Source organism: Cryptosporangium arvum DSM 44712 (assembly GCF_000585375.1).
Taxonomy (GTDB): domain Bacteria; phylum Actinomycetota; class Actinomycetes; order Mycobacteriales; family Cryptosporangiaceae; genus Cryptosporangium; species Cryptosporangium arvum.
This window is the reverse complement of record NZ_KK073874.1, coordinates 1,618,678-1,642,668: the sequence shown is the minus strand read 5'-3', so window position 1 is coordinate 1,642,668 and position 23,991 is coordinate 1,618,678. Positions and strand designations below refer to the sequence as shown.

Annotated in this window: 24 protein-coding genes; 12 read left to right on the top strand and 12 right to left on the bottom strand. The window is 71.8% G+C overall.

What is annotated here, in order from left to right; all coding sequences use genetic code 11:
• Window positions 1–566: 566 nt before the first annotated feature.
• Complete coding sequence (locus tag CRYAR_RS47950; protein ID WP_035849363.1) at window positions 567–1,580, top strand: LacI family DNA-binding transcriptional regulator; 1,014 nt, start codon at window positions 567–569, stop codon at window positions 1,578–1,580.
• A 40-nt stretch (window positions 1,581–1,620) separates the two neighbouring features.
• Here the strand turns inward: CRYAR_RS47950 and ppdK are convergent, their stop codons facing one another.
• On the bottom strand, window positions 1,621–4,317 hold the full coding sequence (ppdK, locus tag CRYAR_RS07560) for a pyruvate, phosphate dikinase (protein ID WP_035849360.1): 2,697 nt from the start codon (window positions 4,315–4,317) through the stop codon (window positions 1,621–1,623).
• Between the two features lie 221 nt (window positions 4,318–4,538).
• On the opposite strand from ppdK, the gene CRYAR_RS42845 reads away from it, so the two are divergent.
• On the top strand, window positions 4,539–7,307 hold the full coding sequence (locus CRYAR_RS42845; RefSeq protein WP_157017459.1) for an ABC transporter substrate-binding protein: 2,769 nt from the start codon (window positions 4,539–4,541) through the stop codon (window positions 7,305–7,307).
• Window positions 7,308–7,327: 20 nt separating this feature from the next.
• Window positions 7,328–7,636, top strand: a complete 309-nt coding sequence (locus CRYAR_RS07550) for a DUF952 domain-containing protein (RefSeq protein ID WP_035849357.1) — start codon at window positions 7,328–7,330, stop codon at window positions 7,634–7,636.
• A gap of 4 nt (window positions 7,637–7,640) precedes the next feature.
• On the opposite strand, the gene dusB is transcribed toward CRYAR_RS07550, so the two are convergent.
• From dusB to CRYAR_RS07530, 4 genes are read right to left on the bottom strand one after another with little or no spacing between them, the layout of a single operon-like run.
• Complete coding sequence (gene dusB / locus CRYAR_RS07545; RefSeq protein WP_051571950.1) at window positions 7,641–8,792, bottom strand: tRNA dihydrouridine synthase DusB; 1,152 nt, start codon at window positions 8,790–8,792, stop codon at window positions 7,641–7,643.
• Window positions 8,793–8,842: 50 nt separating this feature from the next.
• Window positions 8,843–10,258: an MFS transporter gene (locus CRYAR_RS07540; RefSeq protein ID WP_035849354.1), complete on the bottom strand. Its 1,416-nt coding sequence runs from the start codon at window positions 10,256–10,258 to the stop codon at window positions 8,843–8,845.
• Complete coding sequence (locus CRYAR_RS07535; protein WP_035849352.1) at window positions 10,255–10,746, bottom strand: nuclear transport factor 2 family protein; 492 nt, start codon at window positions 10,744–10,746, stop codon at window positions 10,255–10,257. The genes CRYAR_RS07540 and CRYAR_RS07535 overlap by 4 nt, the downstream gene beginning before the upstream one ends.
• 12 nt (window positions 10,747–10,758) lie before the next feature.
• Window positions 10,759–11,325: a dihydrofolate reductase family protein gene (locus CRYAR_RS07530; protein WP_035849349.1), complete on the bottom strand. Its 567-nt coding sequence runs from the start codon at window positions 11,323–11,325 to the stop codon at window positions 10,759–10,761.
• 129 nt (window positions 11,326–11,454) lie between these two features.
• On the opposite strand from CRYAR_RS07530, the gene CRYAR_RS07525 reads away from it, so the two are divergent.
• Entirely contained in the window at window positions 11,455–12,450 is a 996-nt protein-coding gene (locus tag CRYAR_RS07525) for a sigma-70 family RNA polymerase sigma factor (RefSeq protein ID WP_035849346.1), read from the top strand.
• Here CRYAR_RS07525 and CRYAR_RS07520 read toward each other — a convergent pair.
• A complete protein-coding gene (locus tag CRYAR_RS07520) occupies window positions 12,421–13,365 on the bottom strand; it encodes an XdhC family protein (protein WP_051569889.1) in 945 nt (314 codons plus the stop codon). The genes CRYAR_RS07525 and CRYAR_RS07520 overlap by 30 nt on opposite strands.
• A gap of 40 nt (window positions 13,366–13,405) precedes the next feature.
• Window positions 13,406–14,068: a siderophore-interacting protein gene (locus CRYAR_RS07515; RefSeq protein WP_084700218.1), complete on the bottom strand. Its 663-nt coding sequence runs from the start codon at window positions 14,066–14,068 to the stop codon at window positions 13,406–13,408.
• 28 nt (window positions 14,069–14,096) lie between these two features.
• Here CRYAR_RS07515 and CRYAR_RS07510 point away from each other — a divergent pair, with 28 nt between their 5' ends.
• Window positions 14,097–14,477 carry a MerR family transcriptional regulator gene (locus CRYAR_RS07510; RefSeq protein WP_035861232.1) on the top strand — a complete coding sequence of 127 codons (381 nt, stop codon included), beginning with the start codon at window positions 14,097–14,099 and terminating at the stop codon, window positions 14,475–14,477.
• On the opposite strand, the gene CRYAR_RS07505 is transcribed toward CRYAR_RS07510, so the two are convergent.
• From CRYAR_RS07505 to CRYAR_RS07495, 3 genes are all read right to left on the bottom strand, one after another.
• Entirely contained in the window at window positions 14,456–15,823 is a 1,368-nt protein-coding gene (locus tag CRYAR_RS07505; protein ID WP_035849341.1) for a glycine--tRNA ligase, read from the bottom strand. The two genes, CRYAR_RS07510 and CRYAR_RS07505, sit on opposite strands and share 22 nt — an antisense overlap.
• 127 nt (window positions 15,824–15,950) lie before the next feature.
• Window positions 15,951–16,739, bottom strand: a complete 789-nt coding sequence (locus CRYAR_RS46865; protein WP_157017457.1) for a hypothetical protein — start codon at window positions 16,737–16,739, stop codon at window positions 15,951–15,953.
• A 62-nt stretch (window positions 16,740–16,801) separates the two neighbouring features.
• Window positions 16,802–17,194 (bottom strand): antibiotic biosynthesis monooxygenase family protein, encoded by a 393-nt coding sequence (locus CRYAR_RS07495; protein WP_211247320.1) that lies wholly within the window; start codon window positions 17,192–17,194, stop codon window positions 16,802–16,804.
• Between the two features lie 39 nt (window positions 17,195–17,233).
• On the opposite strand from CRYAR_RS07495, the gene CRYAR_RS07490 reads away from it, so the two are divergent.
• From CRYAR_RS07490 to CRYAR_RS50615, 7 genes are all read left to right on the top strand, one after another.
• The gene (locus CRYAR_RS07490) at window positions 17,234–17,497 is read left to right on the top strand and encodes a DUF6703 family protein (RefSeq protein WP_051569886.1); all 264 of its coding nucleotides are present in this window, start codon (window positions 17,234–17,236) and stop codon (window positions 17,495–17,497) included.
• 90 nt (window positions 17,498–17,587) lie between these two features.
• On the top strand, window positions 17,588–18,523 hold the full coding sequence (locus CRYAR_RS07485; protein WP_035849338.1) for a metal ABC transporter solute-binding protein, Zn/Mn family: 936 nt from the start codon (window positions 17,588–17,590) through the stop codon (window positions 18,521–18,523).
• Window positions 18,514–19,335 (top strand): metal ABC transporter ATP-binding protein, encoded by an 822-nt coding sequence (locus CRYAR_RS07480; protein ID WP_425389362.1) that lies wholly within the window; start codon window positions 18,514–18,516, stop codon window positions 19,333–19,335. The genes CRYAR_RS07485 and CRYAR_RS07480 overlap by 10 nt, the downstream gene beginning before the upstream one ends.
• Window positions 19,332–20,240 carry a metal ABC transporter permease gene (locus tag CRYAR_RS07475; RefSeq protein ID WP_035849336.1) on the top strand — a complete coding sequence of 303 codons (909 nt, stop codon included), beginning with the start codon at window positions 19,332–19,334 and terminating at the stop codon, window positions 20,238–20,240. The genes CRYAR_RS07480 and CRYAR_RS07475 overlap by 4 nt, the downstream gene beginning before the upstream one ends.
• A complete protein-coding gene (locus CRYAR_RS07470; protein ID WP_084700212.1) occupies window positions 20,237–20,575 on the top strand; it encodes an ArsR/SmtB family transcription factor in 339 nt (112 codons plus the stop codon). Before CRYAR_RS07475 ends, CRYAR_RS07470 begins: the two co-directional genes overlap by 4 nt.
• A 174-nt stretch (window positions 20,576–20,749) precedes the next feature.
• Window positions 20,750–21,148, top strand: coding sequence for a Fur family transcriptional regulator (locus CRYAR_RS07465; protein WP_035849334.1), 399 nt, complete (start codon window positions 20,750–20,752; stop codon window positions 21,146–21,148).
• A 399-nt stretch (window positions 21,149–21,547) separates the two neighbouring features.
• Complete coding sequence (locus tag CRYAR_RS50615; protein WP_084701782.1) at window positions 21,548–21,949, top strand: TetR family transcriptional regulator; 402 nt, start codon at window positions 21,548–21,550, stop codon at window positions 21,947–21,949.
• Here CRYAR_RS50615 and CRYAR_RS07460 read toward each other — a convergent pair.
• Both CRYAR_RS07460 and CRYAR_RS07455 read right to left on the bottom strand, forming a co-directional pair.
• On the bottom strand, window positions 21,909–22,604 hold the full coding sequence (locus tag CRYAR_RS07460) for a TIGR03943 family putative permease subunit (protein ID WP_035849332.1): 696 nt from the start codon (window positions 22,602–22,604) through the stop codon (window positions 21,909–21,911). The genes CRYAR_RS50615 and CRYAR_RS07460 overlap by 41 nt on opposite strands.
• Complete coding sequence (locus tag CRYAR_RS07455) at window positions 22,601–23,584, bottom strand: permease (RefSeq protein ID WP_035849329.1); 984 nt, start codon at window positions 23,582–23,584, stop codon at window positions 22,601–22,603. The genes CRYAR_RS07460 and CRYAR_RS07455 overlap by 4 nt, the downstream gene beginning before the upstream one ends.
• Between the last annotated feature and the right edge of the window lie 407 nt (window positions 23,585–23,991).

Here is a 23,991-nt window from a genome sequence, read left to right as displayed (position 1 = left end):
AACACTCCGGTCAATTGATTGACTTCGACCTCGTGCTCGTTGCCCTCGCCGCGCCTCGCCCTGGTCAAAAGGCACCGCCGGGACCGGCATACGTCGCAACTCCTCGAAGCCGACGGGCGGATGGCGCGAGCGACTTCCCGGCCTCCACCTCGACGACCATCCGCACTGCCGCCGGCACACTCCCGCGGAGAACACCGACGGCTGGCTCGGCTCAACTACCCGACCGCCCGGCACCACCGCCACCCGGCCACCCGGCACCGGATCCCCGACCCGTTCGCCGACCCGATCGGCTTGCCGACCCGAACCCGTTCGCCGACCCAACGCCGTCGCCAGCCCGATCGGCTTGCCGACCCAAACCCGTTCGCCGACCCGACGCCGTCACCAGCCCGATCGACTTGCCGGCCCGATCGACTTGCCGACCCGGCGGCCCGACGGCCCGACGGGCTCGCTGTAGCCCCGATCGCCTACCGCGGCGAACCGGAACCCCCGGGACACGACGATCAGCCGACCGTCGTCGAGGTGCCGGATCGCTCCGGCGACGGGCAGCGACCGGAAGAATCTGCGCTGTGAAACCAGGGAAACGCGTCACGCTCGCGGACGTCGCCGCGCACGCGGGGGTTGACCGGTCGGTGATCTCGCGGGTGATGAACAGCGATCCGGGGCTGAACATCCGCCCGGAGACCCGGGTGCGGGTGCTCGCGTCGGTGAAGGCGCTCGGCTATCGGCCGAACGCGGCCGCCCGGACGCTGCGCACCCGCCGGAGCCGCACAATCGGCCTGTTCGTCCCCGACCACGCCGACCCGGTGTACGCCGAGATCGTCACGGGCGCGGAGGCCGCGGCGGCGGAGCGGGGGTGTGTGCTGGTGACCGGCTCCGGGCGGGTCGCGGACTCGGCCCAGCCGTACCTGGACCTGCTGGCCGACGGCCGGGTGGACGGGCTGCTGCTCGCCGGGGGCGTGACGGCGACGCCCGCGGCGCTGCGCGAGTCCGGCATGCCCTGGCTGCTGCTCAACCGGAGCATGGCCGACGCCACCCGCCACGTCGTCCTGGACGACGAGGGCGCGGCCGCGATGGCGGTCGAGCACCTGGTCAACCTGGGGCATCGGCGGATCGCGCACCTCGCCGGTCCGGACGGATCGGACACCGCGTCCCGGCGCGCGAGCGGATACCGGGCCGCGATGCGGCGGCACGGTGCGACGCCCGACCCGGGGCTGGCGGTGCGCGCGGACTACACCGCCGACGGCGGGTTCCAGGCGATGACCGAGCTGCTCGGACGCACCCCGCGTCCCACTGCGGTGTTCGTCGCGAACGTGACGTCGGCGATCGGCGCGGTGCGGGCGGCGTACCGCTGCGGGGTCCGGGTGCCGTCCGAGCTGTCGATCGTCGCGGTGCACGATCTGCCGTTCGCCGAGTACCTGGTGCCGGCGTTGACGACCGTGCGGATGCCCCTCCAGGAACTCGGCCGGCGCGGTGTCGAGAAGCTCACCACCACTGATCCGGACGCCCCGGTTTCCGAGACCGTCGGCGCCCCGATGGAACTGGTGCGGCGCGAATCGACGGCACCGCCGCGGGAAGCGTGACCCGGGCGCCACCGTGTTCGCGGTGGCGCCCGGGTACCGGTCAGCGGCTGTCCGAGCCACCCTCCTGCGCCACGGTGGCCCGGGCCGCCTCGAGCCGCGCCACCGGCACCCGGAACGGCGAACAGCTCACGTAGTCGAGCCCGACGCGGTTGAAGAAGTGCACCGAGTCCGGGTCACCGCCGTGCTCCCCGCACACCCCGACCTTCAGGCCCGGACGCGTCGCCCGTCCCTTCTCGGTGCCGATCCGCACGAGCTCCCCGACACCGTCGACGTCGATCGTCTCGAACGGCGACACCCCGAAGATCCCGACCTCGAGGTACGTGGAGAAGAACGCCGCCTCGACGTCGTCGCGCGAGAAGCCCCACGTCGTCTGGGTCAGGTCGTTGGTTCCGAACGAGAAGAACTCGGCGCTCTCCGCGATCTGGTCCGCGGTCAGCGCCGCCCGCGGCAGCTCGATCATCGTCCCGATCAGGATGTTCAGTTCCTCGCCGGTGTCCTCGACGACTTCACGCAGCACCTGCTCGGCGTCGACCCGGATGATCTCCAGCTCCTGCACCGACCCGACCAGCGGGATCATGATCTCCGGCTTCGGGTCCTTGCCGAGCTTCACCAGCTGGGCGGCCGCCTCGGCGATGGCCCGGACCTGGAGGTTGAACAGCCCCGGCACGACCAGGCCGAGCCGGACGCCGCGCAGGCCCAGCATCGGGTTGGCCTCGTGCAGCCGGTGCACGGCCTGCATCAGCCGCAGGTCGTTCTCGTTCTTCTCCCCCCGCGACTCGGCCAGCGCCACCCGCACCGAGAGCTCGGTGATGTTCGGCAGGAACTCGTGCAGCGGCGGGTCGAGCAGCCGGATCGTCGTCGGCAGCCCGTCCATCGCGGTGAGCAGCTGCAGGAAATCCCAGCGCTGCAGCGGGAGCAGCGCCTCCAGGGCCTGGTCGCGCTGCTCGTCGTCCTCGGCCAGGATCAGCCGCTCGACGTGCTGGCGCCGCTCACCGAGGAACATGTGCTCGGTGCGGCACAGCCCGATGCCTTCGGCTCCGAAGCGGCGGGCCCGCTCCGCGTCCTCCTCGGTGTCGGCGTTGGCCCGGACGCCCAGCCGGCGCTTCGTGTCGGCGTGCTTCATGATCCGGTCGACGGCCTGCACCAGGTCGTCCGCTTCGTCGACCGTGCCTTCGAAGTACTCCACCACCGGCGAGTCGACGACCGGCACCTCACCGAGGTACACCCGGCCGGTCGAGCCGTCGATCGAGATGACGTCGCCTTCGTGCACCTCGGTGCCGTCGGGCGCCGTCATGAAGCGGCGTTTGGTGTTGACCTGGAGTTCCTCGGCGCCGCAGACGCAGGTCTTGCCCATGCCCCGCGCCACCACCGCCGCGTGTGACGTCTTGCCCCCGCGGCTGGTCAGGATGCCCTGCGCCGCGATCATTCCGTTCAGGTCGTCGGGGTTGGTCTCCCGGCGCACCAGGATGACGTTCTCGCCCGACCGCGACCACTTGACCGCGGTGTAGGAGTCGAACACGGCCTTGCCCACCGCGGCACCCGGCGACGCCGACATGCCCCGGCCGAGCTGGTGCACCTTCGCGGACGTGTCGAACTGCGGGAACATCAGGTGGACGAGCTGCTCCCCGGTTACTCGCTGCACGGCCTCGTCGAGGTCGATGACCCCTTCGTCGACCAGTTGCGAAGCGATCCGGAACGCGGCCGCCGCGGTGCGCTTGCCCACCCGGGTCTGGAGCATCCAGAGGTGGCCGGCCTCGATCGTGAACTCGATGTCGCAGAGGTCGCGGTAGTGCCCTTCGAGCGTCGCCATGATGTCCATCAGGCGGTCGTACGAGGTCTTGTCGAGTTTCTCGAGGTCCTGCAGCGGCACGGTGTTGCGGATGCCCGCGACGACGTCCTCACCCTGCGCGTTCTGCAGGTAGTCGCCGTAGACGCCCTGTTCACCGGTGCCCGGGTCGCGGGTGAAGGCCACCCCGGTCCCCGAGTCCATCCCCATGTTGCCGAACACCATCGCGACAACGTTTACCGCCGTACCGAGATCGGCCGGGATGCGTTCCTGGCGCCGGTAGAGCACGGCCCGGTCGGAGTTCCAGGAGTCGAACACCGCGTTGACGGCGGCGGTCATCTGCTCCCGCGGGTCCTGCGGGAAGTCCGCGCCGGTGTGCTCCCGCACGATGCCTTTGTAGACGTCGACGAGCTTCCGGAGGTCGCCGGCGTCCAGGTCGAGGTCGTTCTCGGTGCCCTTCTCACGCTTGATCTCGTCGATCGCGTCCTCGAACGCTTCGCCCTCGATGTTCTGGACGGTCTTGCCGAACATCTGGATCAGCCGGCGGTACGAGTCCCACGCGAAGCGCTCGTTGTCGGCCTGCCGGGCCAGACCCTCGACCGACCGGTCGTTGAGCCCGACGTTGAGCACCGTCTCCATCATCCCGGGCATCGAGAACTTCGCGCCGGAACGGACGCTGACCAGCAGCGGGTCGTCCGGATCACCGAGCTTCTTGCCGCGTGCCCGCTCCAGGGCCTCGAGGTGCGTGGTCACCTCGTCGTCGAGGGTTTCGGGTGTCTCACCGGTCTCGAGGTAGACCGTGCACGCCTCGGTGGTGATCGTGAAACCCGGCGGCACCGGTAACCCGAGGTTCGTCATCTCGGCCAGGTTGGCGCCCTTGCCGCCGAGCAGGTCTTTGAGGTCCTTGTTGCCCTCGGAGAAGTCGTAGACGTACTTCTGCTGGTCCGTCATCGCGGCCTCCGTAGGGGAGCGGGAGCGGGAATGGGCCGAGGTTAATGAGGGCGTACCCACCGCAGCACCCGTTGTGAGCAGTCGCACCCGAGTTGGTCGGTCTGTTCCGATTCAGAGAACAGAGATACCCAAAAGCGCACGTGAAAGGCCCCACAGTTTCTCCTTGGTGGACCCTCGCTACGCTGCCCGCGGAACCGGACGGCCTGCGGGAAGAGGTGGGCGTGCAGCCGCTTCGTGACAAGGACCCGCAGCGGCTCGGCCGTTACCGGCTCGTCGGCCGTCTCGGTGCCGGCGGCATGGGCATCGTCTACGCGGGGGTCGCCGAAGAACCGGATGGGCGCACGCGTCAGGTCGCGGTCAAGGTGATCCATCCGCACCTGGCCGACGCCCCGGAATTCCGGACCCGGTTCCGGTCGGAGGCCACGCTCGCGGCGCGGGTGGCCCGGTTCAGTACGGCCGCGGTGCTCGACGTCGACGTCGAGGGCGAGCAGCCGTTCCTGGTCACGGAGTTCGTCGACGGACCGACGCTGCAGGACGTCGTGGAGGAGCAGGGTCCGCTGCACGGCGGCGCCCTGGACGCGGTGGCGATCGGGATCGCGACCGCGCTGGTGGCGATCCACGAGGCCGGGATCGTGCACCGTGACCTGAAGCCCAGCAACGTGATCCTGTCGCGGTTCGGGCCGCGGGTGATCGACTTCGGCATCGCCCGCGCGGCCGACCTGGTGAGCGGGTTGACCAGCGGCGCGATCGGATCGCCGCCGTACATGGCGCCGGAGCAGTTCCGGGGGTCCGCGGTCACGCCGGCGACCGACGTGCACGCCTGGGGCGCGGCGGTGTGTTTCGCCGGCTCGGGCACTCCCCCGTTCGGGGTGGGTCCGCCCGAGGTGATGCTCTACCGGACGCTCGAGCGGGAGCCGGGGCTGGGCGAGCTCGACGCGCCGCTGCGTGACCTCGTCGCGGCCGCGTTACGCAAGGAACCCGGTGAGCGGCCGGGCACCCAGGAACTGCTGGCCGCCCTGACGCTGCAGCGCCCCGGGGTGCTGCCGTCGGTGCCACCGCCGGCCCGCGTCACTCCGTCGGACGCCGACGAGGTGAGCCGGACGACCGTGCACCTGAACTCGCCGCATCCGCTGACCGCCGAGTTCACCACGCCCCCTCCGACCGTGGGGGAACCCGACGAAGCAAGTGGTGCCGTCGGAGGTCCGGTCAGCGTCGCGGAGGCCGACCGGGGTGCCGGGCGGCGAGGGCGGAAGCGGCGGGTGGCGCTGGGCACGACCGCGGCGGCCGTGGTGCTGGCCGTGGCGGCCGGTGCCGGTGTGATCTGGGCGCAGTGGCCCGAGCAGAACCACCGGGCGGTCGCACCATCGAAGCCCGACCTCACCGTGAAGCAGTACGCCGCGGACGACGCGGCGACCGGCCCGGCCCCCGCCGTGCCCGGCGCCCGACGCGGCGGCACGGTCACGGTGTACGCGCAGGCGCAGTACTGGGAACTCGACCCGGTGCAGAACCGCTACCCCGACGGCATGATGGGCAGCTCCCGCCTCCTGGCCCGCACCCTCACCGGGTACCGCGAGGACGGGCTGACCGGCGCGACCCTCGTCGGCGATCTGGCCACCGACACCGGCCGCAGCTCCGACGGCGGCCGCACCTGGGAGTTCACCATCCGCCCCGGCGTCAAATTCGCCGACGGCCAGGCGGTCACCGCACGCGACGTCGCGAACGGCATCGCGCGCTCGTTCGGTGAGCGGGCCACCGGCTTCACGTACCTGCAGCGCTGGCTGGCCGGCCAGGCGGACTTCCGCGCCGTGTACACCGGCCCCACCCCGAAAGCGCCGTACCCGCCGGGTGTCGAGGCCCCCGACGACCGGACGCTCCGGCTGACGTTCCCGGCTCCGCACCCCGACCTCCCCACGGTCGCCGCGCTCCCCACGACCGCGGCCGTCCCGAGCGGCTGGCGCTACTCCGACGCCGACCCGGTCCCGGTCACCGGTCCGTACCGCGTCGTCACGCACGAACTGCGCAAGTCGCTGACGCTGGAGCGCAACCCGGCCTGGAACCCGGCGACCGACCCGATCCGCGTCGCCTACCCCGAGCGCTACGACGTCCGCTTCCTCCCGGACCGGGCGGCGGTGACGAGCCTGATGATGAGCGACGAACAGCCGGGCAGCGTCCAGCTCAGCACCCTCGACCCGACCCAGATCGAGAACGTCTACGACCAGCGGCAGACCGGACGGCTGGTCGACGGCGTCGGGACCGGGCACCGGGACCTGTGCTTCAACGCGTCGCGCGTGAAGGACCCGGCACGCCGCCGCGCGCTCGCGCTGGCGTTCGACCCGGAGGCCGCGCTCAACTCGACCGGCACCGACCTGGTCGGGGACTACGCGAGCAGCCTGCTCTCCCCCCGCGTGCCCGGTTACCCGGCCAACCCCGACCGGACGAAGCGGTCGGGCGACCCGGCCAAGGCGCGCGCCCTCCTCGGCGACGCCCGGGTGAACCTCGTCTACGCGTTCCGGGACACACCGGACGGCAACCAGCTGGCGGCCGCGGTGAAGGAGGCGTTCGCGCGGGCGAACGTGACCGTGGAGCTGCGTCCGGTGCGCCAGGACCAGTTCGCGGCGGCCATCGCGCGCCGCACCAACCCCTACGACCTGTACCTGTGCGAGTACGCGCCGGACTACCTGGACGGCAACGCGATGCTCGGCCCGCTCTACTCGAGCTCCGGCATCCGCGCCGTCGGCAGCACGAACATCAGCTATTTGAACGAGCCGTCGGTCGACGCCGAACTGGCCCGCATCGCGACGCTGCCCGACCGGGGTGACGCGGCCGAAGCCTACGGAGCGCTGGCCCGGCGGATCCTGACCGAGTTCGCGCCGGCGATCCCGTACTTCGACCAGCGGCGGCTGGCGCTGCGCGGGTCGCAGGTGCAAGGGATGTTCGTGAGCACGTTCTGGGCCGTGCCCGACGTCGGGCGGGTCTGGGTCCGGGACTGATCCGGCGATACGGTTGCCGGGTGACGACCGTGTACAAAGTTCTCCGTGCCGACGAGTGGGCGGCCGCCCAGGCCACCGAGCAGTACGAAGGCTCGCCCGACGACCTCCGTGACGGCTTCGTCCACCTCTCGACCGCGGCCCAGCTGCCGGGCACCCTGGACCGCTTCTTCGCCGGCGAGACCGACCTGATGCTGCTGGCCGTGGACACCGACCCCCTCGGCGAGAGCCTCCGCTGGGAGTCCAGCACCGGCGGCGACCCCTACCCCCACTATTACGGCGCCCTCCCGATGTCCGCCGTCACCGAAGCGACCCCGGTCCGCTCAGCCTGATCCGTCAGCCGCCGGAGACGTCGAGTTCGGCGTCGGTGGGGGCGGTCAGAGCGTCGGGGTCGTCGAGCCAGCCCTCGGGCAGGACGACGCGGCGGGCGCCGGTGGTGCGGCCGCGGGGTTCGCCGATCTCGGTGGTGGGGAACGGTGCGGCCGGGTCGAGCTTGCCCAGCAGGTCGTCGAGCTCGGTGAGGGTGCTCACCATGCCCAGTTCGCGCCGGATCGTCGACCCGACCGGGTAACCCTTGAGGTACCAGGCCACGTGCTTGCGGAAGTCGGGCAGGCCCCACGCCTCACCCTTCCACTCGGCGAGCAGCTCGGCGTGCCGGCGCATGGTCGTCGCGACCTGGCCGAGGTCGGGGCGCACCCGATCCGGGCGCCCGGCGAACGCCGCCGCGAGGTCGGCGAAGAGCCACGGGCGGCCGAGGCAGCCGCGCCCGACGACGACTCCGGCGCAGCCGGTCTCGGTGACCATGCGCACGGCGTCGTCGGCCTCCCAGATGTCGCCGTTGCCGAGCACCGGAACCTCGAGGGCGGCGGCGAGCTCGGCGATCGGCTCCCAGTTCGCGCGGCCGCCGTAGAACTGCACGGCGGTCCGTCCGTGGAGCGCGACCGCGGCGACGCCCGCGTCCTCGGCCGCGCGGCCCGCGTCGCGGAACGTGACGTGGTCGTCGTCGATACCGATGCGCATCTTGACGGTGACCGGGACGTCGGTGCCCGCGGTGGCCCGCACCGCCCGCTGCACGATCTGCGCGAACAACTTCCGGCGGAACGGCAGCGCCGATCCGCCGCCCTTGCGGGTGACCTTCGGGACCGGGCAGCCGAAGTTCAGATCGACGTGGTCGGCCAGGTTCTCCTGCACGACCATGTCGACGGCCCGCCCGACGACGTCCGGGTCGACGCCGTAGAGCTGGATCGAGCGGGGCTGCTCGTCGGGCGCGAACGTGATCAGGCCCATCGTCTTCGGGTTGCGCTCGACGAGCGCGCGGGTCGTGATCATCTCGCTCACGTAGAGCCCGGCGCCGTACTGCCGGCAGAGGCGCCGGAACGCCACGTTCGTGATGCCCGCCATCGGGGCCAGGACCACCGGCGGGTCGACGGTGTGCGGGCCGACGGTGAGCGGACGAACGACGGTCGGAGCGGAAGACACGCCCTCCAGCGTCTCACGTCCACCGCCGGGCGACACCGGGGCCGCCCGGCGGTGGACTCTCACGACGCGGTCACCCGGCCGGTCACCACCGGACGGGCGGCCGGCGCGGACGACCGGGGCGCGACCAGGCCGGTCAGCGCTCCGACCAGCGACAACGCCGCGCAGGCCGCGAGCGCGGCCGCGAAACCGGTGGCGAAGGTCCGCGGCGACGCGTAGCTGCCGGCGGCGAGGAACGCCGACACCACCACCGCGACGCCGAACACGCCGCCGAGCTGGCGCATCGTGCTGTACGCCCCCGACGCCGCTCCGACCGACCCCGGTCCGACCCCGCTCAGCGCGGCGGCCTGGGTGGCCGGCAGCGCCAGGGCCACGCCGGTACCGGACACGACGAGCGGCGCGATCAACTGCCCGTACCCCAGGCCCGGGTCGACGATCACCGCGATCCAGACCATCGCCGCCGCGTGCAGCCCCAGACCGGCCACGATGAACGGCCGTACCCCCACGCGGCCGATGAAGTGACCGGCGATCGGCGGCACGAGGAACGTCGTCGCGCCCCACGGCACGAGCCCGAGCCCGGCACGCAACGGGCTGAACCCGAGACCGTCCTGCAGGAACTGGGCCATGAAGAAGAGCGCGCCCAGCACCGAGCCCCACTGCAGGAAGATCGCCACCGCGCCGACCACGAAGGCCCGGGAGCCGAGCACGTCGGCCGGGACCAGCGGTTCGGCGGCCCGCCGCTGCCACCCGGCGAACCCGACGACCAGCAGCACACCGGCCACCAGGCTGGAGAGCACCTCGACGCTGGTCCAGCCGGCCGCGTTACCGCGCACCAGGCCCCAGACCAGGCCGAGCGCCGCCCCGGCCACCAACAGCAGCGCCACCGGGTCCGTCCGGTTCCGCGGGCCGAAGGACTCGGTCAACCGGGTGGAGGCCAGGACGACGAGCACCGCGACCACCGGCACGTTGATCCAGAAGATCCACGCCCAGGAGATCCCGGAGACCACGGCCCCGCCCAGCAGCGGACCCAGCGGTACCGCCACCCCGGTCACGCCGGTGAAGATCCCGAGCGCACCGGCCCTCCGGTCGGGCGGAACGGCCGTGCTCAGCAACGCCAGGGCCAGCGGCATGACGAGTGCGGCACCGGCGCCCTGGAACGCCCTGGCCGCGATCAACGCGCCCACCGTCGGGGCGAGCGCACAGGCCGCCGACGCGACCGCGAACGTCACCAGCCCGGCGACGAACACGCGCCGCCTCCCGAACCGGTCCCCCAGCGCCGTCCCCGGCATGAGCAGCACCGCGAACGTCAGGACGTAGGCCGTGACCGTCCACTCCAGCGCCTCCGCCGACGTGTCGAACGCGGCCCGGATCGCGCCGAGCGCGGTGGTGACGACGAGCGCATCCAGGGTGACGAGCAGCCCGGCGAGCGCCGTCACCGCGACCGCCCAGCGCTGGGCGGTCGCGGGTCCCGCGGTCACGAGCCGCCGTCGGCGACGGCCGCAGGCTCCCGGCGGACGAGCGGCCGGATCACGCCGTCGGGAAAGCCGATGAGCCCGTGGGCGAACATGCGGCGGTGCGCGATGCGCCAGCCGGTCGGCGTCCGTTCGAACCGGTCGACGTAGCGGGCCAGGACGACCGGGTCGACGTCGGCTCCGGCGACGCCGTGCCACGCGTGGACGTAGGACGTGGTCTCGGCGTGGTCGGCGTCGGGGAAGGCGACGGTCACGTTCGAGAGGTGATGGCTGGTCGCGGTCCCGTCGGCGAGCTGCGTGGCGAGCCAGTCGGTCACCGCGGCCGAGGAGCGCAGGACGTCGGACTCACGGACGCCGTACTCCGCCACGCAGTCGTCGGTGAACAGCGCGCCGACGGCGGCGAAGTCCCGTTCGTCGACGAGTCGGGCGTAGGTGGACAGCACGTCGGTGACGGCGAAGCGGTCGATCAGTTCGCGGATCGCGTCGGTGGGCATGATTGCTCCTCGTCAGGCCTGGAAGCGAAGGAAGGTGAGGTTGTCGCCGAGCGCACGGCTCTCCTGGAGTCGCAGGGGCTTGGCGGCACCGGTCGCGCCGAAGAGGCGGACGCCGGCGCCCAGGACCACCGGGAACACGACCAGACGCACCTCGTCGACCAGGTCGTGTTCGAGCAGCGCCCGACCGAGCTGATAGCTCGCGTAGACGAGGATCTCCCCGTCCACGGCCTGTTTCAGCGCCGCGACCTCCTTGGCGACGTCGCCGCGCAGCACGGTCACGTTGGTCCAGGCCGGGCGCTCGAGCGTCGCGGAGACGACGTACTTCGGCATCGCGTTGAGCCGGTCCGCCCAGACCCCGGTCCGGGACGACCACCGGGTGCCGAACCACTCGTCGCTGCGTCGGCCGAGCAGCAGGGCCTCGGCACCGAGCGCTTCCTCGGTCTCGACCCGGGCCCATTCCGCGAGGTCGGCCCCGCCGAAGCGCTCGAACCAGCCGCCGCGGTCGAACCCTTCCTCTCCGGTGGGGTCCTGAACGACCCCGTCGAGCGTGGCGTTCGTCGTGATCACGATCTTTCCCATTCGGGTTCTCCCGTCGTGCCGGAGTCGGCTACCACTGGGGTAGACACCGCGATTCGACGAAAGGGGCCGCCCCTTTTCGCTTCCCGGCGGTGTCAGTAGGACCAACCGCACGACACGGACGGGGAGCACGTGGCACCGGATCTGATCACCAAGGCTCGTAACGGCGACAACGACGCGTTCCGCGAACTGACCGGGCCGCACCTGGTCGAGTTGCGGGTGCACTGCTACCGCATGCTCGGCTCGTTCCAGGACGCCGAGGACGCGCTCCAGGACACCCTGCTGGCCGCGTGGCGAGGACTCGGGGGGTACCGGGAACACGCGTCGCTGCGCACCTGGCTCTACCGGATCGCCACCAACCAGTGCCTCAACGCACGCCGCGCCGCCGGTCGGCGTCCGGTCGCCGAGTGGGCGCCGCCGGTCGCCGACGCGCCCCAGCCGACCGGGCTCAGCGACACGGTCTGGCTCCAGCCGTTCCCCGACGCCTTACTGGCCGACGTGGCCGGGCCGGAGGCTCGCTACGAGCAGACCGAGGCCGTCTCGCTGGCCTTCGTCACCGCGCTGCAGGCGCTGCCGCCCCGGCAGCTCGCGGTGCTCGTGCTGCGCGACGTCCTCGGCTTCCGGGCCGACGAGGTGGCCGAGATGCTCGACTCGAGCGTCGAGTCGGTCAAGAGTGCGCTCAAGCGCGCTCGGGCCACCCTGGGACACCGGCGAGCGACCGAGGACCCGCCCGCACCGGGCTCGGCCACCGAAGACGCGATCACGGCGAGATTCGTCGAAGCATGGGAGTCGGCCGACGTCGACGCCCTGGTGGCGCTGCTGACCGAGGACGTCTTCATCTCGATGCCGCCGACCCCGTTCGAATACCAGGGGCGCGAACTCGTCACCCGCTTCTTCGCCCGGATCTTCGCGACCGGCCGGCGGTTCGATCTCGTGCCGACGCGCGCCAACGGCCAGCCGGCGTTCGGCGCGTACCTGCGGACGCCCACCGGCATCAGCCACGGCACCGGCCTCTACGTTCTCGGCCTCGCCGGTGAGCGGATCGACGCGCTGACCCGGTTCGAGAACACCGTCCTGCCCTGGTTCGGGCTCCCTCGCTCAGTGGATCGCGACGTCCGACGCGCGTAGGGCCGCGCCACCACGACCGGAGCGGGTCGCCAACACCTCGGCGACGATGCTCACCGCGGTCTCGGCCGGTGAGCGCGCACCTAGGTCGAGCCCGACCGGGCCGTGGACGCGCCCCACCGCGTCGGCGGGGACCCCGGCGGCGAGCAGGCGTTCGCGACGCGCAGCCTGGGTGCGACGCGACCCGAGCGCACCCAGGAAACCCCGCCCGTGGGAGAGCCCGACGCGCAGCACCTCGTCCATCGCCGGGTCGTGGTCGAGCAGCACCAGGACGTCGGCCGGCCCGAACGCGGCGACCTCGGCGACGGCCTCGGAGACCGTCGACACGTTCCGGGCCGCCCACCCGAGGAGCTCGGCCTGGGCCGCGATCGCCGCGGCCAGCACACCCCCGCCGATCGTCACGACGCTCGGCGTCGGCACCCACGCGTCCACGAGCACGTCCCCCACCACCGAACGCCCGGTGGCGCCGGCCGCGAGCAACCGCGACGCCTCCGCCGCGACGGCCCCGTCCGGCCCGTCCGGCGAACCCGGGACCGTCGACTCTCCCGAGACCAGCGACGTCGCCAGCGCCACCGGCGAACCCTCCGCCAGCGCGGTCCACACCGACGCGTCGGACACCGCGTGGACGAGCACGCGGGCCGAACCCGCGCACGCCAACCCGGCGGCGACCGCGTCCGACTCCCCGACGGGTGCATTCACCACCGACGGCGCCCCCGACAGCGCCGCCGGCACGGCACCGGAGATCACCGGATCGGCGACCCCGCGCAACAGCTCCCCGGCGCGGGCTCCGTCGTCGCGCACCGCCAGCACCTCACCGGCCGGCACCGCCCCGAAGCCGTGCACGTCCACGACGCGCGCCACCGCGACCCGGTGCCCCGCGCCCAACCACTCCGCCACCGTCCGCCCGAGTTCACGCATGCCCCCATCCTTACCCGCCCACCGGGCGGGGCGCAGCCGGCTACTCCAGGCCCCGCTTGCCCGGCGTCCAGTGCGCCGACACCCGCACGGACCTCCGCGGCCACCCCAGCGAGGTCCGCAGGTGGTCGCGCACCGCGAGGCACGCCTTCTGCTCCCCCGCCACGTATGCCACCCCCGGTGACGACGGCAGCTCCAGTGAGCGCACCGCGTCCAGCAACGTCCCCGACGAGCGCCACGGCAACGGTGCCCCGAGCGGCGGTATCTCCTCCCGCGAAACCACGATGCCCAGCACCGACGCCGAAGCCGGCAGCGAGGCACGCATCGCCAGCAACGGCACGGCGCCGGTGTCGTCGCCGACGAACAAGTGCCACGGCGCGGCCGGATCCAGCACGAACACGCCCTTCGGTGCGGTCAGAGCGACCCGCGACCCCACCTGCGCCGAAGCCATCCAACGGCTCCCCGGCCCGTCCGCGTGCGAGAAACCCCGCAGCACCAGCGTCGACCCGCTGAGCGTCCACACCGAGTAGGTACGTAATCCGTTGCCGACGAACAGCCGGACACTCTGCCCCGGCACGCACCGCCAGGTGCCGAACTCCGGAGCCTCGAGCGTCACCTCGTGCACCGCCGAACCGAGCCGGGTGACGGCGACCACCGACGCGGACGTCAGCACCCGGTGGGCCAGCGACTCAATCATGTTGACCATGCCGTCAACCGTGGACCCTAATGTTCACATGAGGTCAATAGGCGAGGTCAGCAACGCCTGCGGTGTGAGCCAGCACCTCCTGCGCCAGTGGGAGGACGCCGGGCTGCTCAGCCCGCAGCGCAGCCGCGGCCAGCGCCGCTACAGCGATCTCGACGTCCGGCTGGTGCGGTTCATCCAGCGCGGACGCGAACTGGGCATGGGGCTGGGCGAGCTGCGCGAGATGTTCGCGATCCGCGACGTGGCCGAACGCACCGCGGTCCTCCAGCGCCGCAAGAAGCTGCTGGAGGACCGCATCGCGCTGGCACAGCAGGAGCTGGCCTTCGTCGAGCGGGGGCTGGAGTGCCCCCACCCCGACTACCGGACCTGCCCCGACCTGGCGGAGATCGTTCAGCAGCCGATCAGGCGCTGAGCCAGGTACCCCTCAACCGCGTCGAGGCCGACCCGCTCCTGCGACCGCGAGTCGCGCTCGCGGATCGTCACGGCCTGGTCGTCGAGGGTCTCGAAGTCGACGGTGATGCAGTACGGCGTCCCGATCTCGTCCTGACGGCGGTACCGCCGGCCGATCGCCCCGGCGTCGTCGAAGTCGACGTTCCAGTGCTGACGCAGCTTCGCCGCCAGGTCGCGAGCCTTCGGCGACAGGTCGGTGTTGCGTGAGAGCGGAAGCACCGCCGCCTTCACCGGCGCGAGCCGCGGGTCGAACTTCATCACGGTGCGCTTCTCCAGCACGCCCTTGGCGTTCGGCGCCTCGTCCTCGGCGTACGCGTCGAGCATGAACGTCAGCACCGTGCGGTCGACACCGGCCGCCGGCTCGATGACGAACGGCGTCCAGCGCTCGCCCTTCTCCTGGTCGAAGTAGGAGAGGTCGGCGCCGGAGGCCTTGGAGTGCGCGTTGAGGTCGAAGTCGGTGCGGTTCGCGATGCCCTCGAGCTCACCCCACTCGGTGCCGGTGAACTCGAACTTGTACTCGATGTCGACGGTGCGCTTCGAGTAGTGCGAGAGCTTGTCCTTCGGGTGCTCGTAGAGCCGGAGCCGCTCCTTGTTGATGCCCAGATCGACGTACCACTGCAGACGCGTGTCGATCCAGTACTGGTGCCACTCCTCGTCGGAGCCGGGCACCACGAAGAACTCCATCTCCATCTGCTCGAACTCACGCGTGCGGAAGATGAAGTTTCCGGGCGTGATCTCGTTGCGGAAGCTCTTGCCCTGCTGCGCGATGCCGAACGGCGGCTTCTTCCGCGCGGTCTGCTCGACGTTGCGGTAGTTGATGAAGATGCCCTGCGCGGTCTCCGGGCGCAGGTAGGCCAGACCGGTCTCGTCCTCGACCGGGCCGAGGAACGTCTTGAGCAGCCCGGAGAACTGGCGCGGCGCGGTGAACGCGCCCTTCGTGCCGCAGTTCGGGCAGTTGACGTCGGCCAGGCCGTTCGCCGGCGGCTTGCCGTGCTTGTGCTCGTACGCCTCTTCGAGGTGGTCGGCACGGAAGCGCTTGTGGCAGCTCTGACACTCGGTCAGCGGGTCGGAGAACGTCTCGACGTGCCCCGACGCCTTCCAGACCTCGGGCGCGAGAATCACGCACGAGTCGAGGCCGACGACGTCGTCGCGACCCGTCACCATCGTCTTCCACCACTGGCGCTTGACGTTGGTCTTCAGTTCGACGCCGAGCGGACCGTAATCCCAGGACGCCCGGAGGCCTCCGTAGATCTCGCTCGACGGGAACACGAAGCCCCGTCGCTTACTCAGGTTGACGATGACGTCCATACGATCGGCGGACACCGGGATCTCTCCATCCGGACTGGCAGTTCGGCGGGTTGTGACGTGCCAGGCTACCCCGCCGGGTCGGGGCAGCCGCCACCCCATTTCGTCCCTGTGGATACCGAGATGCCGGTTATCCGGGACAGACCGATACCGTACTGCCGCTTTCGAAGGTGACCGGGAAGAGCTCGGACCGCACCGAATTGCCCTGCCGCGTGACCTGAGCGGCCACCACCCAGTTGCCGTCCTGGTCGGTCTGCGGCTGATCGCTCACCGCGAAGCTGCCCACCTGGCCGGCGACCTGCTCGGCTTCGGTGAACTCACCGAGGCTGCGTTCGGAGCGCGCCTCGGCGCAGAGCCGTCCGTAGGCCTGGTCGTACCGCGCGTTCTGCAGATCACCCAGGTAGGACTGCACCGCGGTCACCGCGTCGTCCCGCTGGTTCTCGTAGGTGTAGTACAGCAGGCCGCCGACCCCGCCGACGCCGCCACCGCAGCAGAGCAGGAGCGTGGCGCCGAGCACCAGCGACACGATCAGCACGGTGCGGTTCGGGCGCGGCATCGGCGGCGCGAAGGCGGGAACGGCCCCCATGCCCGCCGGCGCGCTCGGCGGTGGCGGCAGCGCGCGCAGGGCGCGCTGACGACGTGCTTCCCGCTCCGAGACCGCCTTCGTCCCGACGCCGTGCGGAGGACCACCGGGGGCCGGGCTGCGCGGGGCGGCACCACCGTGACCAGCCGGCCCGTACCCCGGCCCACCCTGAGCCGGCGACCCGTAGCCGGGACCGCCGTATCCGGAGCCGCCATATCCCGAACCGTCGTAGCCGGGGGCGTCGTAGCCGGGGGGCGAGCCGGGGACCGGTGGGTCGTAGGGCTCGCCGGCCGGTTGTCGGCTGCTCTCCCCGCTAGAGGGGGGAACCCAGGTCATGACCGTTCGCTCCGCACACCCTCAGCCTGCCTCACCCCGCCCGGAACGGATACCCGAGGTTGCTACCCGCGCGTAACAGGACGGTCACCCACGCGAGTGGTGTCCGCGTCCAAGGCCCGGTCGGTGCGCCCGGCCGTCTCCACGGGGCCGTCCCAGCTGCCCATCACCTCGAACGCGCTCGGCTCGTCGCTCGACTCGGCCAGCAGCGTGCTCGCGTGCACCTTCACGTCGAAGTCCGAGAGCGCGCGCCGGAAGCTGCCCACCGACTCCCACTCGGTGGTCAGGGCCCAGGCCGTCGGCACGTCCGCCGAGCGCCCGATGCGTCCGCGGACGAACCCGGGGCGCGCCGCGAACGCGGCCAGCGCCGCCCGTGCCCGCTCCAGGAAGCCTTCTCCGTCCGCCTCCGGTACGTCGAACCGGCTGATGACCAGCAAGGCGTCTCCTCCGAATGCCACGATGATGTCCCCCACACGCTACTCAGGAGGCAATCCCCCGTGCCCGAGCTGGGATCCCGCTCCACCACCCTGCTGACGTTCCTGCTGCGTCTGCCGCGGCTCGTGCTCATCCTCGGGGTCATGGCGCTCGTGCTGGCCGGCGCGTTCCTCCCCGGCGTCTTCGGCGCGGCCTTCATCGTGCTGATCGCCGCGCTCGTCGCCTGGCTCGCCTGGCTGGGCTGGGACTCCGCGGCCCCGATGGCGCGGCTCGGCCGGGCCGCGGTGGTGGGCGTGCTGCTCCTGCTCGCGGTCCTCAAGGTCTGAGCGAACGAGGCACAATCACTCAAAGTAACAACGCAAGTACCCCCGCCTCGAGATTGACATTCGTTGTCATCAGTAATGAGAATCGTTGTCATGTACAGCGGACCCCTCCGCGCGGCCCTCACCGCGCTGCTCGCTGTCGGCGTCGCCACGGCGGCAACCGGCTGCTCCTCCTCCGACTCCGACGCTGCCGCCGCGAACGGCAAGCTCGATGTCGTCGCCGCCTTCTATCCCTTGCAGTACGTCACGCAGCAGGTCGGCGGTGATCGGGTGTCGGTGACGAACCTCGTCGAGCCCGGCACCGAGCCCCACGACCTCGAGCTCAGCCCCAAGCAGGTGGCCGAGGTCACGGACGCCGACGCGGTCGTCTACCTGCGCGACTTCCAGCCCGCCGTCGACGACGCGGTGGACGGCGGCGCGAAGGACAAGTCGCTCGACGTGGCGACCGTCGAACCGCTGAAGGACGGCTACGTGCCGCTGGAGGAGGGCGAGCTGCACGAGGACGAGAAGGGCAAGGACCCGCACGTCTGGCTCGACCCCACCCGCCTGGCCGGCATCGCGGACGCGGTGGCGAAGAAGCTCGGCGACCTCGACCCGGACCACGCCTCGGAATTCACGGCGAACGCCAAGGCGCTGGACACGAAATTGAGCACGCTCGACGAGGAATACCGGACGGGCCTGGCGAGCTGTCAGGAGAAAACGATAGTCGTGAGCCACAACGCGTTCGGTTACCTCGCTGCGAGGTACGGTCTCACGCAAGTGGCGATCACCGGCCTCACCCCGGAAGAGGAGCCGTCCGCGGCCCGCCTCGCCGAGGTGGCGAACTACGCGAAGCAGAACGGGGTGAAGGAGATCTTCTTCGAGACGCTCGTCAGCCCGAAGATCGCCGAGGCCCTCGCGGCCGAGGTCGGCGCGAAGGCCGAGGTCCTCGACCCGATCGAGGGCATCGAGAAGAACAGCGGCGACGACTACTTCTCCGTGATGCGCACCAACCTGACAACCCTGCGAGGCGCATTGCAGTGCCAGTGAACGAATCATCCCCGGTAGCCGCCGCCGAGCACGCCACGGTCGTGCTCGGCGAACGTCCGGTGCTCCGCGACGTCTCACTCTCGGTCACCGCCGGCGAAGTCGTCGCCCTGCTCGGTTCCAACGGTTCCGGCAAGTCGACGCTGGTCCGGACGCTACTGGGGCTGGTTCCGCTGGCCGGCGGCTCCGTTTCGCTGTTCGGCACCCCCACCGCGCGGTTCAACGACTGGCAGCGCGTCGGGTACGTGCCGCAGCGGGCCGGTGCCGCCACCGGCGTGCCGGCCACCGTGCGCGAGGTGGTCACCAGCGGCCGGCTGGCCCGCCGCGGTTTCCTGCGCTTCGCGTCCGCCGCCGACCGGGCGGCCGTGACCGACGCGCTGGAGACCGTCGGCCTCGCCGACCGCGCCCGCGAACGGGTCTCGACGCTCTCCGGCGGCCAGCAGCAGCGGGTGCTGATCGCGCGGGCGCTGGCCGGCTCCCCCGATCTGCTGGTGCTCGACGAGCCCAACGCCGGGGTCGACGCGGCCAGCCAGCGCGCGTTCGCCGAGACCGTCGAGCGGCTGGTCGAGCGCGGCACCACGCTGCTCGTCGTGCTGCACGAGGTGGGGCCGCTGGCCGACCTGATCACCCGGACGATCGTCCTCGACCACGGCCGGATCGCCCACGACGGTGCGCCGTGGGCCGACGGGCACGTCGGCGGGTACTGGATCGACACCGATCGCCACCACGTCCACGGCAACCCGACGGCGAGCCCGCACGGTGAGTGGGACGGCGTTCCCGACCACGCCGGGCCGGCCAAGGCGGTGAACCGATGAGCATCCTGCACTACGACTTCATGGTCCGGGCGCTGATCGCGGCGGTCCTGGTCGGCCTCACCGCGCCCGCGGTCGGCATCTACCTCGTGCAGCGGCGGATGTCGCTCGTCGGTGACGGCATCGGGCACATCGCGTTGACCGGCGTCGCGCTCGGGTTCCTCACCGGCCAGTCCCCGGTGCTCAGCGCGGTCGTCGTGGCCGCGCTCGGCGCCGTGGCGGTGGAGCTGATCCGCTCCCGCGGCGGTGCCTCCGGCGACGTCGCGCTGTCGCTGCTGTTCTACGGCGGTATCGCCGGTGGTGTGCTGCTGATCAGCCTGGCGCCGAACGGCGGCAACAACAACCTGCTCGGATACCTGTTCGGGTCACTGCTCACCACGAGACCGTCCGATTTGATCGTGATGGGCGTGCTCGCGGTCGCGGTGCTGCTGTTCACCGTCGGGCTGCGGTCGTGGCTGTTCGCGATCTGCCACGACGAGGAGTTCGCGCGGGTGTCGGGCGTGCCGGTGCGGCTGCTCAACATCCTGCTGGCGGTCTCGGCGGCGGTCACCGTCACCGTCGCGATGCGAGTCGTCGGCGTGCTGCTGGTGAGCGCGCTGATGGTGATCCCGGTGGCCACCGCTCAGCAGGTTGCGCGGGGGTTCGCCGCGACGTTGGCCGGTGCGATGGGGTTGAGCGTCGCGGTCGCGCTCACCGGCGCGGTCGGCTCGTTCTACCTGGACGTTCCGTCGGGTGCGTCGATCGTCGTCCTCGCCGTCCTGGTGTTCGTCGTCGTGACCGCGGTGGCGGCCGCGGTCCACGGCTGGCAGCGCCGCGCGGCCGCCCGCCCCTCCCGGCCGGCCCCGGAGGCTCCCGCGCCCGATCCGGTCGCGGCCGAACCCACCGGCGCGGGCGTCCCGGGCCGATGAAGCCCGACGCCGAGGTCACCCTCACCGCTCTCTCCGCACCGGGGGACGAGGTGGCGGGGTACACCCCCGCGGCAGATCTGCTGCGTGCGCTGGCGTCGCCGCTGCGCATCGCGATCGTGATGCGCCTCGACGAGGGTGCGCTCTGCGTCCACGAGCTCGTCGACGCGCTCGGCGTGCCGCAGCCGCTGGTCTCCCAGCACCTGCGCGTGCTCCGCGCCGCCGACGTCGTCACCTCGCACCGCCGCGGCCGCGAGGTCGCCTACTCCCTGACCGACTCCCACGTAGCGCACGTCGTGCGTGACGCGGTAGCCCACTCCGCACATTCCCCCACGTGATCGGTGAGGCCGTGTCCTGCGATTCTCGCTCCCAGCGAGGCACCGCTCAGGCGGAGCCGCAGTCGAGCACGGATTCGCAGGACACGGCTTAGGTCCCCCGACACATCGCGGTTACGGCATATGACCTGAGAGGATGGGTGGGAGCCCGTCTCGCGGGCCGGAGAGGATGCCCCAATGCAAGCGAGTGTCGGCCGAACCACACGTCAGCGGACGGCAGTCATGGCATTGCTCGGCGAGGTCGAAGAGTTCCGTAGCGCACAGGAGCTGCACGAACTGCTGCGCCAGCGCGGCGAATCCGTCGGCCTCACCACCGTGTACCGCACGCTCCAGGCCCTGGCCGACGCCGAAGAGATCGACGTGATGCGCCCGCCGGGCGGCGAACACCTCTACCGGCGCTGCTCCAGCGGGCACCACCACCACCTGGTCTGCCGGGTGTGCGGCCGCACCGTCGAGGTCGCCGGCCCCACCGTGGAGAGCTGGGCCAACCGCGTGGCGTCCGAACACGGCTTCGCCGACGTCTCACACACCCTGGAGATCTTCGGCACCTGCGCCGAGTGCGCCGCCCGCAGCTGAGCCGTCGCCCGGCCACGTCCGCCGCCGTGCCGGTGATCCGGCCGCGCTTCCGCGGCCTGTGGCCGGGCCTCCGCGGCTCGGTAGCCGGGCCTCCGCGGCTCGGTGGCGCGGCTAGCGCCTGGTAACCACCGCCTCGAGTGTCCCCGACACCGCTGCCGTGGCCGGATCGGTGCGGAAGTTCGGCGCCGCGAAGCGCACGGTGGTCACGAGCGCGCCCGCGTCGGCCGAATCCAGACCGGCGGGCGACGGCCCGCTCGGCTCGGGCGCCGGTGCGTGTCACCGCCGCGACACGCGACCCGGCCCGGAACTGCTGCGCGCCCCGGCCCGGACGATCGTGCGACGCGGTCGTAGCCGGGGGCGAACGGGAACGCATCCCGGCCCTGGGTAGCGCCGCCTGCCCTGACTCCGGAGGCCTCGACCCGGACGACCACATCCCGACCGCACGTTCACAACTATCGACGCGCGCTCCGTCCGCTCGCCGGGTCGGGCGCCGCAGCGCTCTCGCTCAACGCGATCGCGCGCGAGAACGGGCTGTCGGGGCCGACGCTCCACTGGTACTTCGCCAACCGTGACGCGCTGGTCACCGGCGACTTCGACGACGTGGCCACGCGGGACGCCGGCCGCTCTGCGGAGGAGCGTCTGCGCACCGTTCTCGGTGCGCTCCGAGCCTGGGCGATCAGCGAACCGCACCTGTTGTTCGGCGCCGATTTCCGGCGGCCGCGCGGCGTGCCCAGCCTCGAACTCCAGGGCACCCGGCGATCTACGCGTCGTACGGCTCGGTGGGCTCGTCGATCCGGGTGAGAGTGCGGACCGCGATCGTCGGGACGGTCTCGTCGCTGACCGGGTCGGTGTGCCGGGTGGGGTCGTAACCGCCGACCACCGTGATCCAGACGTCCCGTTCGAGCGTCGAGGGCGGCACCCCGGCCAGCGCGACCTTCAGCGGACGACCGTCCGCGGCGCAGCAGCTCAGCACGATGCGGGTCAGGTACGCGGTGCCGCGCCCGTCCACCGTGACGAAACCGGTGAGCCGGACCTGGCGCCCCCGGAACGAGGCCCCGTCCTCCCAGAGCGCGCGCGTGACGTAGTCGAGCACGGACAGCTCCACCGGGTTCCCGGCCGGCAGCGGCGGCAGGTCCGAACGCGGTTGCTGCACCGCGGCCGCGCCCTGCTTCTCCGCGGAGTACGAACCGAGCGACGGCGGGCCGATCAGGAAGATCGTGAGCACGGGCAGGAGCAGCAGCCAGGCGACCTTCGGGCCGGTGTGTTCGCTCTCCTCGCCGAACAGGTCGCGCCAGAGCGTGATCGCGCCCGCGACGACGAGCACCACCCCGGCCGCGACCAGGTACCACCGCAGCCCGGGCTTCACGTACCGCAGATAGACGTCGGAGAACACGGTGAGGCGGAGCAGCGCACCACCGATCAGGAGCAGGACGATGCTCTGCGCCTCACGGTTCACAGCAACACACTCCCGGTGACGACGCTGATCAGCACCGCGGTCGTGAACACCAGCGGCGCGAAGCGCAGCGCGAACCCGCGGCCGAACGTGCCGGCCTGCATCGCGAAGAGCTTCACGTCGATCATCGGGCCGACGACCAGGAACGCCAGCCGCGCGGTGAGCGAGAACTGGCTCAGCGACGCCGCGACGAACGCGTCGGCCTCCGAGCAGATCGAGAGCAGCACCGCCAGCAGCGCGAGCGCCAGGATCGCGAGGACGGGCTGGTCGGCGAGCGCGTCCAACCACCGGCGCGGCACGGTGACGTTGAGGAACGCGGCCGTGAGCCCACCGACGACGAGGAAGCCGCCGGCGTGGATCGCGTCGTGCCGGACGCTCAGCCAGAAGGCCGTCCACTTCGGCGTCGTGCTCAGGTCGGGCCGCTGGGGCAGCCGGATCCAGTCGGCGCGGCCGAACCGGAGCCAGAGCCAGCCCACGATCATCGCGGTGAGCACCGACGCGACGAACCGGGCGGCGACCATCTCGGGGCGGCCGGGAAACGCCACCGCGGTGGCGACGAGCACGACCGGGTTCACGGCCGGCGCCGAGAGCAGGAACGTGAGCGCCGCCGCCGGCGCGACCCCCCGCCGGACCAGGCCACCGGCGATCGGCACCGACCCGCACTCGCAGCCGGGCAGCGCGACCCCGGCCACCCCGGCGACCGGCACCGCGAGCGCGGCCCGGCGCGGGAGCGCACGGACGAAGAACGACGTCGGGACGAAGACCGCGATCGCGGCACTGATCAGGACACCGAAGACGAGGAACGGCAGGGCCTGGACGACGATCGAGACGAAGATCGTGGCCCAGGTTCGCGCGGCCGGGCTGTCGAACGCGGTGATCAGAGGCCCGCGGAGGACGACGACCGCGATCAGGATGCCCGCGAGGAGCTCGACCGACCCGATACGCCGCTTCTTACTCACAGGCACCACAGGTGAATAAGACATTCATTCTTTTCGGAGAACAATCAGCGGCAGAGGGTGAGGGGGTGCACACTATCAGCCAGCGGCATCGTCTCGGGAGGGGTCGCCACCTCCCCGAGGCGGTGCCCAATTTCGCTGCGACCGCGAGTGGGTCAGCGACCGCCGAGCCGCCATGAGCTGCATCGCCCTCAGCCCATGGCGGTCGACGGGTCCGCCCGGGCGCAGCGGCTTCAGGTGGGGTTTCCATAGCCGCCGCGCCCGGATCATCACCCAGCGTCCGAAGGGCCCGCAACGAACGCCGGGGAGAGCGGACCGCGACCAGCGGCGTCCGGAGTTGCCGCCGCCGGGCGTCGATCGCGCGGTCGGGCACCAGACCGGGAACCGGTGCCCGACCGCTCTCCACCCGACGCTCCCCGGCGAGGCGTACCCCG